Origin of the sequence: Tepidamorphus gemmatus (assembly GCF_004346195.1) — a bacterium.
Taxonomy (GTDB): Bacteria; Pseudomonadota; Alphaproteobacteria; order Rhizobiales; family Tepidamorphaceae; genus Tepidamorphus; species Tepidamorphus gemmatus.
In genome coordinates, this window is record NZ_SMAK01000004.1 from 247,760 (window position 1) to 264,298 (window position 16,539).

At 67.5% G+C, this 16,539-nt stretch carries 17 protein-coding genes, 1 tRNA gene and 1 pseudogene (1 of these 19 running past the window's edge); 1 reads left to right on the top strand and 18 read right to left on the bottom strand.

Annotation, left to right across the window (positions count from 1 at the left end; genetic code table 11):
* From EDC22_RS08610 to EDC22_RS08650, 9 genes are all read right to left on the bottom strand, one after another.
* Positions 1 to 299: the 5' portion of a glycosyltransferase gene (locus EDC22_RS08610; protein WP_132806228.1), read on the bottom strand. 2,827 nt of this gene lie to the left of the window's left edge; 299 of the gene's 3,126 nt are visible here — the first part of the coding sequence; the start codon lies at positions 297 to 299; its stop codon lies off the left edge, out of view.
* Positions 300 to 371: 72 nt separating this feature from the next.
* Entirely contained in the window at positions 372 to 1,964 is a 1,593-nt protein-coding gene (locus tag EDC22_RS08615; protein ID WP_132806229.1) for a sulfotransferase family 2 domain-containing protein, read from the bottom strand.
* A 56-nt stretch (positions 1,965 to 2,020) separates the two neighbouring features.
* A tRNA-Pro gene (locus EDC22_RS08620) sits at positions 2,021 to 2,098 on the bottom strand.
* A gap of 75 nt (positions 2,099 to 2,173) precedes the next feature.
* A complete protein-coding gene (locus EDC22_RS08625) occupies positions 2,174 to 2,815 on the bottom strand; it encodes a MerR family transcriptional regulator (RefSeq protein WP_132806230.1) in 642 nt (213 codons plus the stop codon).
* Positions 2,816 to 2,846: 31 nt separating this feature from the next.
* Entirely contained in the window at positions 2,847 to 3,149 is a 303-nt protein-coding gene (locus tag EDC22_RS08630; protein WP_132806231.1) for an integration host factor subunit alpha, read from the bottom strand.
* Positions 3,150 to 3,256: 107 nt separating this feature from the next.
* Positions 3,257 to 4,234, bottom strand: a complete 978-nt coding sequence (locus EDC22_RS08635; RefSeq protein WP_132806232.1) for a beta-ketoacyl-ACP synthase III — start codon at positions 4,232 to 4,234, stop codon at positions 3,257 to 3,259.
* Positions 4,231 to 5,295: a phosphate acyltransferase PlsX gene (plsX, locus tag EDC22_RS08640; RefSeq protein WP_132806233.1), complete on the bottom strand. Its 1,065-nt coding sequence runs from the start codon at positions 5,293 to 5,295 to the stop codon at positions 4,231 to 4,233. The genes EDC22_RS08635 and plsX overlap by 4 nt, the downstream gene beginning before the upstream one ends.
* A gap of 152 nt (positions 5,296 to 5,447) precedes the next feature.
* Complete coding sequence (locus tag EDC22_RS08645; protein WP_132806234.1) at positions 5,448 to 5,987, bottom strand: YceD family protein; 540 nt, start codon at positions 5,985 to 5,987, stop codon at positions 5,448 to 5,450.
* The gene (locus EDC22_RS08650; RefSeq protein WP_132806235.1) at positions 5,984 to 6,526 is read right to left on the bottom strand and encodes a ubiquinol-cytochrome C chaperone family protein; all 543 of its coding nucleotides are present in this window, start codon (positions 6,524 to 6,526) and stop codon (positions 5,984 to 5,986) included. Before EDC22_RS08650 ends, EDC22_RS08645 begins: the two co-directional genes overlap by 4 nt.
* A gap of 140 nt (positions 6,527 to 6,666) precedes the next feature.
* On the opposite strand from EDC22_RS08650, the gene EDC22_RS08655 reads away from it, so the two are divergent.
* Positions 6,667 to 7,140 (top strand): outer membrane protein assembly factor BamE, encoded by a 474-nt coding sequence (locus tag EDC22_RS08655; RefSeq protein WP_245499688.1) that lies wholly within the window; start codon positions 6,667 to 6,669, stop codon positions 7,138 to 7,140.
* Positions 7,141 to 7,315: 175 nt separating this feature from the next.
* On the opposite strand, the gene EDC22_RS08660 is transcribed toward EDC22_RS08655, so the two are convergent.
* The 9 genes and pseudogenes from EDC22_RS08660 to glyA all read right to left on the bottom strand — a co-directional run bounded on the left by EDC22_RS08660 (position 7,316) and on the right by glyA (position 16,499).
* Entirely contained in the window at positions 7,316 to 9,436 is a 2,121-nt protein-coding gene (locus tag EDC22_RS08660; RefSeq protein ID WP_207903731.1) for a sodium-translocating pyrophosphatase, read from the bottom strand.
* 171 nt (positions 9,437 to 9,607) lie between these two features.
* Positions 9,608 to 10,786 (bottom strand): MFS transporter, encoded by a 1,179-nt coding sequence (locus EDC22_RS08665; RefSeq protein WP_245499689.1) that lies wholly within the window; start codon positions 10,784 to 10,786, stop codon positions 9,608 to 9,610.
* Positions 10,787 to 10,918: 132 nt separating this feature from the next.
* A complete protein-coding gene (gene thiL / locus EDC22_RS08670; RefSeq protein ID WP_132806237.1) occupies positions 10,919 to 11,926 on the bottom strand; it encodes a thiamine-phosphate kinase in 1,008 nt (335 codons plus the stop codon).
* Entirely contained in the window at positions 11,923 to 12,450 is a 528-nt protein-coding gene (nusB, locus tag EDC22_RS08675; protein WP_132806238.1) for a transcription antitermination factor NusB, read from the bottom strand. Before nusB ends, thiL begins: the two co-directional genes overlap by 4 nt.
* On the bottom strand, positions 12,447 to 12,911 hold the full coding sequence (gene ribH / locus EDC22_RS08680) for a 6,7-dimethyl-8-ribityllumazine synthase (RefSeq protein ID WP_132806239.1): 465 nt from the start codon (positions 12,909 to 12,911) through the stop codon (positions 12,447 to 12,449). Before ribH ends, nusB begins: the two co-directional genes overlap by 4 nt.
* Complete coding sequence (locus EDC22_RS08685) at positions 12,908 to 13,519, bottom strand: riboflavin synthase (protein WP_132806359.1); 612 nt, start codon at positions 13,517 to 13,519, stop codon at positions 12,908 to 12,910. The genes ribH and EDC22_RS08685 overlap by 4 nt, the downstream gene beginning before the upstream one ends.
* A 4-nt stretch (positions 13,520 to 13,523) precedes the next feature.
* The gene (ribD, locus tag EDC22_RS08690; protein WP_132806240.1) at positions 13,524 to 14,654 is read right to left on the bottom strand and encodes a bifunctional diaminohydroxyphosphoribosylaminopyrimidine deaminase/5-amino-6-(5-phosphoribosylamino)uracil reductase RibD; all 1,131 of its coding nucleotides are present in this window, start codon (positions 14,652 to 14,654) and stop codon (positions 13,524 to 13,526) included.
* Positions 14,537 to 15,152 (bottom strand): annotated as a pseudogene (gene nrdR, locus EDC22_RS08695) (transcriptional regulator NrdR). Before nrdR ends, ribD begins: the two are co-directional and overlap by 118 nt.
* A gap of 36 nt (positions 15,153 to 15,188) precedes the next feature.
* Positions 15,189 to 16,499 (bottom strand): serine hydroxymethyltransferase, encoded by a 1,311-nt coding sequence (glyA, locus tag EDC22_RS08700; protein WP_132806242.1) that lies wholly within the window; start codon positions 16,497 to 16,499, stop codon positions 15,189 to 15,191.
* Positions 16,500 to 16,539 lie beyond the last annotated feature (40 nt).

Below are 16,539 nucleotides of genomic sequence, written 5' to 3' on the forward strand. Positions count from 1 at the left end.
TGCGGCGAACGGGCTTCGGCGTGGCCGGTGGTCAGGTAATGCACAAGCGGGTTGATGCCGGACGCGCGAACGTCCGGATAGCGCTCAAGATACCAGGCGCCGTCGAACAGGGCATGGGGCTGGCGCCCTTCCTGCCAGCCGCGGTCGAGATAATCGCGGAGCGGATTCTCGCCCGATGCCGCAACGTCGGGATAGGCGGCCAGGTAGAAATCCGTGTCGAACAGCTGCGCGGCAATCGGTTCCTCAAGTTTGGATGGACGTCGCAGCCGCCTGACCTTCGGTAGGATTCGTCTCAACATCTTCCGGAGTTCCGTGCCGATTGAGTTGCCGGTGCGGGACCACCACCCTCAGGAGCGGAACACCATGGCTGGCTACGCCGCGATCCTCTTATAGCGTTCGGCTACAATTCGGAACAGGTCGAGGTCGTGCGCATTGGCGTCGATCAACCGGGCATAGAGCTCGGTCCCGAGCTCGGCTTCGATTGCTGCAAGCCTGTCGGCCAGCGAGTCTCCGCCGTCGCGACTGACGTTCTTCGTGTAGGCGACGGCACGGAAGCCGGGATGGATGGGGGCCAGGAGTCGCTCGAGTTCATCGAGCGACTGCTCGAACGCCTCGACGAGGCCAATGAAAGGCAGTCGGTCGAGGGTCCTGATCGCCCGTTCGAATTCGGAGCCGTCCGGGCCTGGCGTTCCATAGGCCAGGCGCATGACCTGGAAGTTGCGGGCAACGCCGCTACCGGGACGATCGAGAAGGCAGCGCACATAGCCGGCGAAATCCGTCTGCCGCGCAAGACGCGCGCCGAAGGTGTCGGCGTTCTGCCGACGCTCGAACCGATATGCCGAGGCCAGCCGGTCGATCGGGTGGCGGATGAACAGGACCGGGAAGATGTCGACTCCCTCGATGGTGGGCTCCGGCAGCAGGGCGGTGTGGGAGGACAGGGCCCTGAGCTGCGGATTGGCTGCGATATAGGCAGCCACCTCTGCGGCGTTGCTGCGGCCGACAGCCCGTCCGCCAGCGGCCGGGAACTCCTGCTCGGCCCACGCCTCGCCGAAGTTATGCCGCAACATGGCGTCGACGGATGTTCCGGCATTCTTGAACAGATGATAGTGCAGGACCACTGTCCGCGGACCTGCCTGGCACACCGGCTTCGCCGCCGGCACCGCGAACACGGCCGGCGGCTTGATGACGGCATGCTCGCCGAGCACCATCGCGTCGAAGAGCCGCAGTGTCAGGGCCCGTGCCTCGGTGGCCCGGGCATCCTCCGCCAGCCCGTTCCAGCGTCGGATGAGATGCCACAGATCCCTGACCAAGGGGGCAATGCGCGGTGATCCAGGCAGATCGGCCGCAAGCGAACCGCTTGGCGCGTCCACAACGGCAGAATCCCCGGAGATCAGGGCGGACAGCACGCGCCGCTGTTCGATTTCGTCGGCGGCCGGATCGAGCACGGCGGAGCAGCCGGCCTCGGCGAGCACGCTGCAGGCATGCTGTGCCCACAGCCGCAGAGTCCGCGCAACCGGCCTGCCCGATGATCTGTGCACGGCTGCAGCGACGACCGGCGGCGGGTCAGCGACCAGAATGACATGCGGCCGGTAGCCCAGCCGCTGCAGCGCATCGCGATAGAGCCCGGGCAGGACCGCGGCAGCCGGGGCGCCGACGACGATGCTGTCGGCCGGCGCGACCGCCGATTGCAGCCGGGCACACAGTTCAGAGGCGAAGCGCAGACGGACGGTCTCGTCGAGCAGCCGCGCCGCCTGCCCGGGCGTCAATCCCTGGACCAGGAGTGGACCCGGCCGGTCAAGCGCGAGCCCGACGCTGCCGAGTGCGCGGTCGGCGATCTCATCGAGCGCTGCGGATGCGACGGCGTCGGGTGCGGCGGCCCCGGTCAGGGCCGCGACACGGTCCGCCCAAACGGCAGGCGTGTCTACGGTCAGACCGGTGACGATGATCGCCGTCTTGATTGACATCGAGGTGTTCGGTCGATCCGGTTTCGAGCATTGTTCCTGGCGCGAAGCCGGCCGAATGGTCGGAGCGGGGAGATTTGAACTCCCGACCCCTAGTCCCCCAGACTAGTGCGCTAACCGGGCTGCGCTACGCTCCGTCGCCATTCACAGGCGACTTCTATCCCGTCCCTCCTGCAGCCTCAAGCCCCGTTTGGCCGCCTGGCCGCCCAATCCTAACGCCGCACATCATCGAGGAGCCGCTTGCATTCCATAAGCTCGAACAGGGCCGCCTTCAGCTGCCTCGTCTGTTCGGCCGAAAGCCCTCCTCCCGGCGCCACCTCGATCGACACCGGTTCGCCGACGCGCTGCGTGCGCGGCTTCGGAGCATAGATGTCGGCCTCGGCGGGTTTCGCGACCGAAAACGGAGCTTCGGTAGGAGGCCGCGCCGACCTCGCGGAAGCGACGGATTCGGCCTCGGAAAGCAATCCGGGCGGATCAGCCTGCGGCTCGGTTGCCGACGGCGCGCGATCCGCCTCCTCGACATCGCCGGGATCCGGCTCCAGCCTAGCTGCGGGCGCGGCGTGCGCCTCGGGCGCCTCGCCCTCGAGCCAGACGCCCATCACATATCGCACCCCCTGTTCCTTGAGGATGCGCTGCACACCCTTGATGGTATATCCTTCGCCATAGAGCAGATGGCGGATGCCGCGCAGCAGATTGACATCCTCGGGCCGATAGTAACGGCGGCCGCCGCCGCGCTTCATCGGCTTGATCTGGCTGAAGCGGGTTTCCCAGAAGCGCAGCACGTGCTGCGGCAGGTCGAGTTCCTCGGCGACTTCGCTGATCGTCCGGAACGCTTCGGGTGATTTCTCGGACATCGGCACTCAGGCAGCGGCAGTCATGCGGTCTTCAGGAGGCGGCACCTTCGTTGATGCGCTGCTTCAGTACCGCGCTCGGCTTGAAGACCAGCACCCGCCGTGGCGCAATCGGCACTTCTTCGCCGGTCTTGGGGTTCCTTCCGATCCGCTGGCCCTTCTCGCGCACGACGAAAGAGCCGAACGACGACAGCTTCACCGTCTCGCCCCGTTCCAGGCACTCGCCGATCTCGGCAAGAACAAGCTCGACCAGTTCGGCCGATTCGGTTCGCGACAGGCCCACCTTCTGGTAGACCGCTTCGCAGAGATCTGCGCGCGTGACAGTCTTCCCCCCCATCTGGACCACACTCCGCCTACCCGCCGCACGCTCGGCCGTGCCCATAGGAAAACGCTAGTCGGTTGATCTGGCCTGGTCAACCGTCGGTGTGTCGGCTCGACGCCCGACTACCAACGCACCAGCGCAGCCCCCCAGGTGAAGCCCCCGCCCATGGCTTCCAGCATCACCAGGTCGCCCTCGCGGATGCGACCGTCACGCCGCGCGGTGTCAAGCGCCAGTGGTATCGACGCCGCCGAGGTATTGCCGTGACGGTCGACCGTGATCACCACCTTCTCGTCCGGCCAGCCGAACTTCCGCGCCGTCGCGTCGATGATCCGCTTGTTGGCCTGGTGCGGAACGAACCAGTCGATCTCGACGGCGGCCGCGCCGGCATCGGCGAGAGCCCCGTCGATGACGTCGGAGACGAGGCCCACCGCATGGCGGAACACCTCGCGTCCCTCCATCCTCAGATGGCCGACCGTCTGCGTCGAGGATGGACCGCCGTCCACATAGAGCTTGTGCAGATGACCACCGTCGGACCTGAGCCGGGTCGCAAGCACGCCGCGGTCGGTCTTGGCACCGTCTTGCTCCTGGCCTTCGAGCACGATGGCTCCGGCACCGTCGCCGAACAGGACGCAGGTCGTGCGGTCCTCCCAGTCGAGGATGCGGGAGAACGTCTCGGCGCCGATGACCAGCACCCGATGCGCCTGGCCGGACCGGATCAGCGCGTCGGCATTGGCGATGCCGAAGACGAACCCGGAGCACACTGCCTGCAGATCGAACGCAGCTCCCGAATGCAGCCCGAGGCGGTCCTGAACGATGACGGCGGTAGCGGGAAAGGTGTAGTCGGGGGTGGCGGTTGCCACGAGGATCACGTCGATGTCGCGCGCCTCCAGGCCGGCATCGGCAAGCGCCGCAGTTGCGGCAGCGAATGCCAGATCCGAGGTGCGTTCGCCCTCGGCGGCGATGCGGCGCTCGCGGATCCCGGTGCGCTGAACGATCCACTCGTCGGTTGTGTCGACCATCCCTGACAGTTCGGCATTGGTCAGTACGCGGTCCGGAAGGTGGGAACCGGTGCCGCGGACCACGGAGCGCATCTTCTTCACGAGTGGGCAACCTCAGGGTGCTGTTCTTGCGCGGACGCGCGATCCTTCTGGTAGTGATCGACGCTGTCGGCGACCTTCTTCATAAGTCCATTGCGGGCGAGGTGATGGCCGAGTGCGACCGCCGCCGCATAACCTTCCGCATCCGTTCCGCCGTGGCTCTTCACGACCAGCCCGTTGAGGCCGAGGAAGACGCCGCCATTGGACTTGCGCGGATCCATCTTCTCCTTGAGCGTGTCGAAGGCGCCCTTTGCGAACAGGAAGCCGATCTTCGAGAACAGGCTGCGGCCCATGGCATCGCGCAGATACTGCGCGATCTGCTTGGCAGTGCCCTCGGCGGTCTTCAGCGCAATGTTTCCGCTGAAACCTTCGGTGACGACCACGTCCACCGTGCCCTTGCCGATGTCGTCGCCCTCGATGAAGCCGGCATAGGCAATCGGAAGCCCGCCCTCGCGCAGCATCTGCCCGGCGGCGCGAACATATTCGAGGCCCTTGACCTCCTCGACACCGATGTTGAGCAGCCCGACCGTCGGTCGCTTCAGCGAGAAGAGCGCTCGCGCCATCGCCTCGCCCATCAGCGCGAAGCTGACCAGCTGCTCGGCATCGGCGCCGATGGTCGCCCCGACGTCCAGCACGATGGATTCGCCCCTCAGGGTCGGCCAGATCGCGGCCAGCGCCGGCCGCTCGATACCCGGCATCATCCGCAGGCAGAGCTTGGACATCGCCATCAGTGCGCCGGTATTGCCGGCCGACACGGCCATGTCCGCCCGGCCGGTCTTCACTGCCTCCAGCGCCATCCACATGCTGGACCGTCGCCGTCCCTGACGCAGGGCCTGGCTGGGCTTGTCCTCCATCCTGACCGCGACGTCGGTGTGCTCCACCTCCGCGACCGCCTCGAGCGCTGGGTGACGCGCGAGCAGGGGGCGGACCTCCGAGGCGTCGCCGAAGAACACGAACCGGCAGTCCGGATAGCGCTCGCGCGCGATCGCGCACCCCGGCACGACGACGGACGGGCCGAAATCCCCGCCCATGGCGTCAATGGATATCCTCACCGGTGATGACATCGGGCTGAAAGGCGGCTGAGACCCGTTGGCCTGCGGCGGAACGTCCGCCCGGTCCAGGTTCGCGAAGTTCCCGGACAATAGCGATTTGCAAATCGCATACAACCGCTTTCTTGCCGGACGATCGGGCAGCCGCGTTCGGACCGGCCAAGCGTTCAGGAACCGCCATCCCCGCGACGCAGTCGTGCCAGCCCGGCGAAGGCGCCGGACGGCACAGACCCGTCGCTCCCGCCGGTACCGGCCTCGAACACGACACCGGGTCTGCGCGGATAGGGGTCCAGACCGAGCGACAGAGTCTGGGCGATCAGGGCGCCGACATCGATCGCACCGCCCTCGAGCGGCTCGGTTTCGACGTCGTCCACTGCCGCACCCTCCCCATCGGCTTCGGATGGCCGTCCAAGCTCGGGCACATAGCGGATCGCGACGACCTCGTCGATCGTCGCAGCGACGGGCTCGAGGGTGACGACGCAGGTCTGCACGAGATCGCAGGCGACGTGGCCATTCACGGCAAGGGATCGCCTCGCTCGCGGCTCGATCTTGAGCGCGGCCTCGACACGCTCGACGCTCGGCACGCCGAGATAGCGCGCGAAGGCGGCGCACTGGGCCGCGTCGGCGCGGAAGGCGATGTCCAAGCCGCTGTCGGGAACCTGGTCGCGGATCACCGGAATTGAGACGGGATAATCGCGGATGATCATGCGTACCCTCCAGGGACAGGCGGCCAGCCCGGCTCGCCCGCCGCCAGCGACGCCAATCCGGTGGCGGCAAGGGCCCGGTCGCAGTCGCGGACATAGCCGACCATGGCGCGCAGTCGTTCCGCTCCGGCGCGCCCGTCATACAGGTTGCGGGCGAGCGCGTCGGCAAGGAGGGCGTCGTCCGCGGCGTCGAGTCCCGCATCATAGGCGCCGGCGCGGCCATAGAATGCTTCGCCCATCCTGCGGATGCGCCTGGGCACCACCAGGTCGTAGACGCCCATCTCCCGCAGGTTGCCATCGAGGTTGCGGAACATCAGATCGAACAGCGCCTGGGCCAGGTCGCGCCCGGCGGCGCCATCGCGGCGCAATCGGCGCATGATGAGCGCGGCGTGCAGAACGAGCAGCTCGAACCGCCCCTCCGGCGTATCGGGAACGCCGTCCCCACCGTAAAAGGCCGGTTGCCGCGCCTGCGCCACGATTGATCGGTACAGCGCATCACAGTCGTCGCCGGGCCGAAGTCGCGCCAGCAGTCTGCGGAGCATCCATGGCCTCCTTTCCAGGCGGAATCCGGCGCGGATAACGGTCCGGGGTGCTGATACGGTTGCTTTTGCCGATGCCGCAAGCTAGGTCAATCGCCCTGGCGGTAATTGTGCCCGCCGCGGCGGATCAGAACAAGGACGAGATGGGACCTGATCGAGCGATGTGCAATCTACCGTCGCGATTGGCGCGGCGCCGGGCGCTGATCGGGCTGATCGGTGCCGGTTTGCTGCTGGCCGGATGTAACACCTTCACCATCGAGCGGCACCACGGCTATCTGCTGAGCCAGGACCAGCTCGACCAGATCCCGGTCGGATCGAGCCAGGAACAGGTCGACTACGTGCTCGGCACGCCCTCGACGACGGCGACCTTTGGCAATGAGGTCTACTATTACATCTCGCAGACGACCAAGACGACGGCGTTTCTGGCTCCCAAGGTGACGGAGCAGCGCATTCTCGCCGTGTATTTCGACCGTGACCGCCGCGTCGAACGGATCGCCAATTATGGGCTGGAAGACGGGCGCGTCGTCGATTTCATCAGCCGCAAGACGCCGACATCGGGCGAGGAAGTGACATTCCTGCGGCAGATCTTCTCATCGGCCGTCGGCGAGAACGTCTGATCGGTCCCGCGCCGGAAGATCCGTCGGCACCGGACCGATCCTCGCCAGGGCACATGCCCGTCCCGGCGGGCGCGGTCTCCTCTCCGGGCAAGGCGCCCGCTCTGGCGGACATCCGGGCAGGAAAAACCCCGCGGCAGCGCTGGCAACCGCGGGGTATCCTCGTCTTGGACGGGCCTCAGTGGGCGAGGACCGCCAGAAGAAGCAGCGCCACGATGTTGGTGATCTTGATCATCGGGTTCACGGCCGGGCCGGCAGTGTCCTTGTAGGGGTCGCCCACCGTGTCACCGGTCACCGCGGCCTTGTGGGCCTCGGAGCCCTTGCCGCCGTAGTGGCCGTCCTCGATGTACTTCTTGGCATTGTCCCAGGCGCCGCCGCCTGCCGTCATCGAGATGGCGACGAACAGTCCGGTGACGATAACGCCGAGCAGCATCGCGCCGACGGCCGAGAAGGCGGCCGACTTGCCGGCGATCGCATTGATCACCACGAACATGACGATCGGCGAGAGCACCGGCAGGAGCGAGGGAATGACCATCTCCTTGATGGCGGCCTTGGTCAGCAGGTCGACCGCCGCCCCATAGTCCGGCCGCTCGGTGCCCTGCATGATGCCCGGCTTGTCGCGGAACTGGCGCCGGACCTCCTCGACGATGGCGCCGCCGGCGCGACCGACGGCCATCATGCCCATCGAGCCGAACAGGTACGGCAGCAGGCCGCCAAAGAACAGGCCGACGACCACGTAGGGGTTGGACAGCGAGAAGTCGAGGTTCACCCCGTTGAAGTAGGGATACTGGGCAGCGTTGGCGATGAAGTACTTCAGATCCTCGGTATAGGCCGCGAACAGCACCAGCGCGCCGAGACCGGCCGAGCCGATCGCGTAGCCCTTGGTGACCGCCTTGGTGGTGTTCCCGACCGCGTCAAGCGCGTCGGTCGTCTTGCGCACGTCGGCCGGAAGGTCAGACATCTCGGCGATGCCACCGGCATTGTCGGTAACCGGTCCGAACGCATCGAGCGCGACCACCATGCCCGCGAGTGCCAGCATCGTCGTCACCGCGATGGCGATCCCGAACAGGCCGGCCAGCGAATAGGTGATGATGATGCCTGCGATGATGATGATGGCGGGCACCGCCGTCGCTTCCATCGACACCGCCAGACCCTGGATCACGTTGGTGCCGTGACCGGTCACGGAGGCCGAGGCAATCGACTTCACCGGACGATAGCCGGTGCCGGTGTAGTATTCGGTCACCACGATGATGAGCGCGGTGACCACCAGGCCGATGAGGCCGCACAGGAAGAGATCCAGTCCGGTGAACGAAACGCCGTTGCTCGCGGTCAGCACGGTATCGGTGCCGAGCAGCATCGCGGTGACCGGATACAGCGCAATCGCCGACAGGACGCCAGTGGCGATGAACCCCTTGTAGAGGGCGCCCATGATCGACTGGTTGGCGCCGAGGCGCACGAAGAAGGTACCGATGATGGAGGTGGCGACGCAGACTGCGCCGATCGCCAGCGGATAGAGCAGTGCGGACTGCAGCACGTCCTGGCCAGCGAAGAAGATCGCCCCCAGCACCATTGTCGCGACGACGGTCACTACGTAGGTCTCGAACAGGTCGGCCGCCATGCCGGCGCAGTCGCCTACATTGTCGCCGACATTATCGGCGATGGTGGCAGGATTGCGCGGATCGTCCTCCGGGATGCCGGCCTCGACCTTGCCGACCAGGTCGCCGCCGACGTCGGCGCCCTTGGTGAAGATGCCCCCACCCAGACGGGCGAAGATCGAGATCAGCGAGGCGCCGAAGCCGAGAGCGACGAGGGCGTCGACGACCGTACGATCGCCCGGTGCATAGCCCATCATGCCGGTCAGCACGAGGTAGTAGACCGCGACACCAAGCAGCGCGAGACCAGCAACCAGCAGACCGGTCACCGCGCCGGCGCGGAAGGCGATGGCAAGGCCGGCGGACAGGCTCAGGCTGGAGGCCTGCGTCGTGCGGACATTGGCACGCACCGAAACCAGCATGCCGATGAACCCGGCGGCCGCTGACAGGATCGCGCCGATCGCGAAGCCGATGGCGACGGTGATCGACAGCAGCCAGGCGACGATGACGAATATGACGATGCCCACGATGCCGATCGTGGTGTACTGCCGGCTCAGATACGCCTGCGCGCCTTCCTGAATGGCGCCGGCGATCTCCTGCATGCGCTGATTGCCCGCATCCGCCGCCATGACGGACTGGATCGCCCAGACGCCATAGACGATGGACAAGGCGCCGCAGGCGATAATCGCCCAAATTGCCATAGACATGGGTCCTATCCTGCTTGTCTGATTGTCGTTCGTTTCGCGAGCGGAGGCCCGGCCGCGGCCGAAATATCGTCCATGGGAGCCCCCGCCCCCCAATGTGACCGGTGGTCGGCGCGACCTTTGCCAGAAAAACCTTCGGCAAGCAACAAATCGCTACCGAAGACGGCCGCCGCGTCAGACCGCCGGACCGCGATCCGGCGACACCTTCAGCCAGCCGAGCAACAGCAGGCAGACGCCCGCGACCGGAAACACCGCGACGTTGATGATCTCCCAGCCGCCGGTCACCAGGATCGCGCCGGACATCAGCGAGGCCAATGCCTGGAAACCGAACACCAGGAAATCGTTCATCGCCTGCACCCTGGACCGCTCGGCGGGCTCGTAGGTCTCGGTCAGCAATGCGGTCGCGCCTATGAAGCCGAAGTTCCAGCCGATGCCGAGGAGCACCAGCGCAATCCAGAAATGCCACACCGTGATGCCACTCAGCGCGATGGCGGCACTGGCCGCCAGCAGCACCAGCCCGGCGGCGATGACGCTGAGCGTTCCGAAGCGGACGATCAGTGCGCCAGTAAAGAAACTTGGCGCGAACATCGCGATCACATGCCACTGGATGCCGAGCGTCGCCTCGGTCTGCGTGTGATCGCAGGCGACCATGGCAAGCGGCGCGGCTGTCATCACCAGGCTCATCAGCCCGTAGCTGCCGATGGCGCAGACCACCGCCACGATGAACCGGCCCTGCCGTGCGATCTCCAGCAGCGGCCGCCCCCCCATTCCCTTTGGCGCGGGCGGAAGCTTCGGGATGCGCAGGAAGGCGAGCACGAGGATCGCGGCAAGGCCAAGCACGATCTGCGTCAGGAAGGCACCGGCGAACGGGATCGGGTCGAGTGCGTCCTTTGTGAGGATCACGATCTGGGGCCCGAGCACACCCGTCACCACGCCGCCGGCGAGGACCCAGGAGATCGCCTTGGGCCGAAATGCCGGTGTCGCCGTGTCGGCAGCCGCGAAGCGGTACTGCTGGACGAACGCATTTCCGAGCCCGGCGAAGGCCGTGCCGAGGCAGACGAGCCAGAAGCTGCCGATGATCACCGCGTAGCCCGCAAGCCCCCCGGCGACCATCGTGGTCAGCGCGCCGAGCTGAAAGCCCGGCCTACGGCCGATGCGGCGCATCAGCATTGCCGCCGGAATCGTCCCCGACGCGACGCCGAGAACGAATGCCGTCACCGGCAGCGTTGCCAGCGACTTGTCGTCACCGAGCAGATAGTAGCCGACGAGCCCCCCCATCGAGATGACGATCGGCGCGGAGGCGCCGCCGATCGCCTGGGCAGCCGCAAGCACCAGCGCATTGCGCCGGGCCATGCGATCGTCCGAATGGTCGAACGCAGACGCTCCGGCGATCATGGTGGCGGTCTCCGCAGGTCCCGGGCCCCCGGGGGGAAACGCCGGCGAGCGGCCAACACGCCACGCCGGCGGTAGCGCGTCAACATCAATTCAACGCAGCGGATCGTCGGTTCGCACATGGCTGAACGATCGGCTGACAAGCCGCAGCTCCTGCCCGGCCACGTCAACGAAGCGTGCCGGCCCGGCTCCCGCGCGAACGTCTCCGATGCAGCTGACCGGAACGCCGGCAGCCATTGCGGCCGACTCGAAGTCCGGGGCCGACCGCGACGGCACCGCCGCCAGGATCTCGTAGTCGTCACCTCCGGTAAGGCAGAGGTCGAGCATTGAGCGGTCCGCCGCAACACAGGCAGCGGCGGCAGCCGAAAGCGGCACCCGGTCGGCCGCAACCTCGGCCGTGACGCCGGAGGCCGTGCAGAGCTTGTCGAGGTCTCCGGCGAGGCCGTCCGACACATCGAGCGCCGCCGACGCGAAGCGGCGAACCGCCTCGGCGAGCGCCATGCGGGGGCGCGGCAGGCGGTAGCGATCCGCCAGGAAGATGCGATCCGCCTCCCCGACGAGACCGTGCAGGTGCGGATCGCCAGTTGCGGCGCGCAGCCCCAGCGCGCCGTCGCCGATGGTGCCCGACACGTAGAGGCGGTCGCCAGGCTGCGCCCCCGACCGGCGGACCATGCCGCCGGGCGGCACGGTGCCGAAGGCGGTGATCGAAATGACCAGCCTGCCGCTGCGGATGGTGTCGCCGCCATAAAGCTCGACCGCGTATTCGTGCTGGTCGGCGGCTAGACCCGCGGCGAATCCGGCAATCCAGGCCTCGCTCCAGTCGTCGGGCAGGCCGAGCAGCACAAGATAGCCGACGGGTCGGGCGCCCTTGGCGGCGAGATCGGAGAGGTTGACCCGAAGGGCCTTGCGCGCCACGAGATCGGCCGCCTCGCCAGCGGGGAAGTGCACGCCTTCGGCGATACCGTCCTTGGTCAGGACGAGGTCGAGATCCCGAGGCGGCGCATACGAGGCGGCGTCATCGAGCAGCCTGTGCGCGCCCGCAGCGGTCGCGAGCGGACGGAAATGGCGCGCGATCAGCCCATGCTCGTCGAGGGAGCTCATCGCGCAGCGTCAGGTGAGAATTCGGCCTGGCGGATGCGCCGGGCCAGGCGGTCGAGCAGCGCATTCACGAGGCCGGGTTCGTCGCCTTCATCGAAGAAGGCACGGGCAATGTCGACGTACTCGCTGATGATCACACGGGCGGGCACGTCGCGCCGCTCGATCAGTTCGTAAACGCCTGCCCGCAGGATCGCCCTGAGCGTCATGTCCAGCCGTCTCAACGGCCAGCCGCCTTCGAGGCTCTGATCGACTTCGGTGTCGATCCGGCGCTGCAACCTGACCACGCCCCCGAGCAGATCGCGGAAGAAGCCGACGTCGGCGTCGATCAGCCGGTCACCCTCGATCTCCGAGCCGAGACGGTGCTGCTCGAACTCGGCGATGGTCGCCAGCAGGTCGGTGCCGGCGACGTCCATCTGGTACAGCGCCTGGACAGCGGCCAGGCGCGAGGCACCGCGGCGGTTGGCCTTTCCGGCACCGGAACTGCGCGCATCCCGTCGGGGAGCGTCGGGCTTGCGGGCGGCGGTCAATTCGCTTCTCCGGAAAGCTGCCGTTTCGTCGCAATCATCGCGAGCGCGGCGCGCGCCGCCGCCCCGCCCTTGTCTTTCCGGTCGAGCCGCGCACGCACATGCGCCTGCTCTCCGTTCTCCACGGTGAGAATGCCATTACCGAGCGCCAGCAGGTGTCTGACCGACAGATCCATCACGGCGCGCGCGGATTCCCCGGCGACGATGTCATAGTGGCTGGTCTCGCCGCGGATCACGCAGCCGAGCAGCACGTAGCCGTCGAAAGCTCGGGAGGGATTGCGCTCGCCGACGTCGATCGCCATGGCGAGCGCCGCCGGTATTTCCAGGACGCCAGGAACGGTGACACGGGCCACCGCAGCCCCGGCGGCATCGAGCGCGGCCATCGCGCCCTCGCGGAGCTCCTCGGCGATGTCCGGATAGAACGCCGCTTCGATGATCAGGATCTTCGGCCGCGCCGTGGTCATTGCGGTTCGGTCTCCTTCAGACGGGCGACGTAGCGCGCCATCAGATCGACTTCGAGGTTCACGCGGTCGCCGGCGCGGCGCTCGCCCCAGGTTGTCGCAGCAAGACTGTGCGGGATCAGCATCACCTCGAACCGGCGGCCGTGCACGCGGTTGACCGTCAGCGACGTGCCGTCGAGCGCGACCGACCCCTTCTCGGCGATGAAGCGATGCAGCGGCTCGGGCGCCTCGAGCGCAAAGGCGGCGCAATCTCCGTGGTTGTGGCGCGTGACGATCTCGGCAACGCCGTCGACATGGCCGGTCACCATGTGCCCGCCCAGTTCATCGCCCTGGCGCAGCGAACGCTCGAGATTGACGCGCGTTCCCGGCTGCCATGCGCCGAGCGTCGTCCGCTGCAGCGTTTCGCGGGACACGTCGAACGACATGGCGGTACGACCATCCTCGAGCGGATGTACCGCGACGACCGTCAGACACGGCCCACCACAGGCGATCGACGCGCCAATGGCGATGCTTTCGAGGGGATAGCGGCAAGCAATCACCGCGCGAGTGCCGGCCGAACCTGGCGTTACCGAGACCACCTCGCCGATATCGCTGATCAGTCCGGTGAACACTGCCTCACCCCAGCCGCGCAAAGCTGTCCAGAACGTCCTCGCCGAGCCTGCGGCGATCCTCGCGCCTGTATGCCCCGCTGCCGGCAATGGCGGCAAGGGCCGATCCGGCAGGGAGCCCATGCGATCCGATCACACCGGGGCCGTGGAACAGCATCGCCTCGTCAACGAGATCGGCCGCAACGAGGCTTGCCGCGACCGTTGCGCCGCCCTCGACGAGCACCCTCGTGATGCCCTGGGCGGCGAGCAGTTCAAGTACAGCCGCGGGATCGAGATGCCCATCCGATCCACGCGGCGCGGACAGGACGTTCGCGCCGAGCGATTCCAGTTCCACCCGCCGGTGCGGATCGGCGTCGGCCGCCGCGACCACCCATACCGGTGCGGGGGCGGGACGGCGCAGCAGCGCGGCGGATCGGGGCAGCCTCAAACCGCCGTCGAGAACGACACGGACCGGACTGCGATCCTCCATCCCCGGCAGCCGGCATGTCAATGCAGGATCATCAGCGAGCACCGTGCCGATGCCGACCAGGATGGCGTCGTGACGTGCCCGCAGCATGTGCGCGACGGCCCGCGCCGGCGCGCCGGTGATAGCGACCGGTGCCCCACCGGCGCCCGCGATCATTCCATCGGCGCTGACGGCGAGCTTCAGCGTCACCCGGGGGCGGTCGCGCAGGATGCGCATGATGTGGCCGTCATGAACCCGGCGAGCCTCGGCCGCCATCGGCCCCACCTCGACGGCGATACCCGCCTCGCGCAGCCGCGCATGGCCCCGTCCGGCCACGCGCGGATCGGGGTCGTCGAGCGGCGAGACGACGCGGGCAATGCCCGCCGCCACCAGCGCCTCGGCACAGGGCGGGGTCCGGCCATGATGCGAGCACGGCTCCAGCGACACGTAGCAGGTGGCGCCGCGCGCCAGGTCGCCTGCTTCGGCCAGCGCCAGGACCTCGGCATGCGGCCGCCCCCCCGGCCTCGTCCAGCCGCGGCCGACGACCACCGGTCCCGCACCGCGATCAGCCACGATCAGCGCGCCGACGGCTGGATTGGGCCAGGTGCGGCCGAGTTCGCGGGTGCCCAGGCGAATCGCCGCGGCCATGAAGGCGGCGTCGATGTCCGGGCGCGCGGTCGGCGTAACGTGCATGAAGCTCCAGCGCCTTCAGTCGGAGGCGGTGTCCTCGGAGGCTTCGCGCGGGCCGGACAGCGCGTCGAGGAACTCCTCGAAATCCTTGGCCTCGGTGAAATTACGGTAGACGGAGGCGAAGCGGACATAGGCGACGTCATCCAGCGACCGCAGCCCCTCCATCACCAACCGGCCGATCGTCTCGGACGGGATCTCGCTCTCGCCCATGCTTTCAAGCCGCCGGACAATGCCCGAAACCAGCCGTTCGACCCGGTCGGTATCGACGGGCCGCTTGCGCAGGGCGATCTGCACCGAGCGCATCAGCTTGTCGCGGTCGAATGGCACGCGTCTGCCGGTGCGCTTGACCACCACCAGTTCGCGCAGCTGGACACGCTCGAAGGTGGTGAACCGGCCGCCGCAATCGGGACAGACGCGGCGGCGTCGGATCGCGGCGCTGTCCTCGGTCGGTCGGGAATCCTTCACCTGGGTCGCGAGACTACCGCAGTAGGGACAGCGCATCGCCCCCCTCCCCCGCTCCCGGCCGCATGGCCGGCATCAGCGGCCGTAGATCGGGAATCGACGGCAGAGCGCCAGCGCCCGGTCGCGGACGGCGGCCTCCACCGCGGCATTGCCCTCGTCGCTGTTGGCAGCGCGCAGCCCCTCCAGCACCTCGACGATCATGTCGCCGATCTCCTGGAACTCGGCAACGCCGAAGCCGCGCGTCGTGCCGGCCGGGCTGCCGAGACGAATGCCGGACGTGATCGTCGGCCTCTCCGGATCGAACGGGACCCCGTTCTTGTTGCAGGTGATGTGCGCGCGTCCCAGCGCAGCCTCGCTCTGCTTGCCGTTGAGGTTCTTGGGGCGCAGGTCGACAAGCATCAGGTGGGTGTCGGTACCACCCGAAACGATATCGAACCCGGCCTGCTTCAGCCGGTCAGCCAGCACCTTGGCATTGGCGACGACCTGCTGGGCGTAGAGCTTGAATTCCGGGCGAAGCGCTTCGCCGAAGGCGACCGCCTTGGCGGCAATCACATGCATCAGCGGACCGCCCTGCAGGCCGGGGAACACGGCCGAATTGACCTTCTTCGCAATCTCCTCGTCGTTGGTCAGAACCATGCCACCGCGCGGGCCGCGCAGCGTCTTGTGCGTGGTCGTGGTGACCACATGGGCATGCGGGAACGGGCTCGGATGCACACCCGCGGCGACGAGGCCGGCGAAATGCGCCATGTCGACCATCAGCTTGGCGCCGACTTCGTCCGCGATCCGTCGGAAGGCGGCGAAGTCGATGATGCGCGGATAGGCCGAGCCGCCGGCAATGATGATCTTCGGCTTGTGCTCGCGGGCGAGCGCGGCGACCTCATCCATGTCTATCCGGTGATCGTCGCGGCGGACGGTGTAATGGACCGCCTCGAACCATTTGCCCGACATGTTCACCGGAGAGCCATGGGTGAGGTGACCCCCGGCCGACAGGCTGAGGCCGAGAATGGTGTCGCCCGGCGCGGCCAGTGCCATGAACACGGCCTGGTTGGCCTGCGAACCCGAATGCGGCTGGACATTCGCGAAGGCGCAGCCGAACAGCCGCTTGGCGCGGTCGATGGCGAGCGTTTCGACGACGTCGACGAATTGGCAACCGCCATAGTAACGGCGCCCCGGATAACCCTCGGCGTACTTGTTGGTCAGGACCGTGCCCTGCGCCTCGAGCACCGCGCGCGAGACGATGTTTTCCGAGGCGATCAGCTCGATCTCGTCGCGCTGACGGCCGAGTTCGCCCGTAACGGCCTGCATGACCTCGGGATCGGCGGCGGACAGCGGCGATTCGAAGAATGCGCTCGCGGACTCGAAAGTGGACGGTTCGGTCACCGACATTGGCGCGGACTTCCAGGTGGTAAGGGCTAGGATCGTAGCC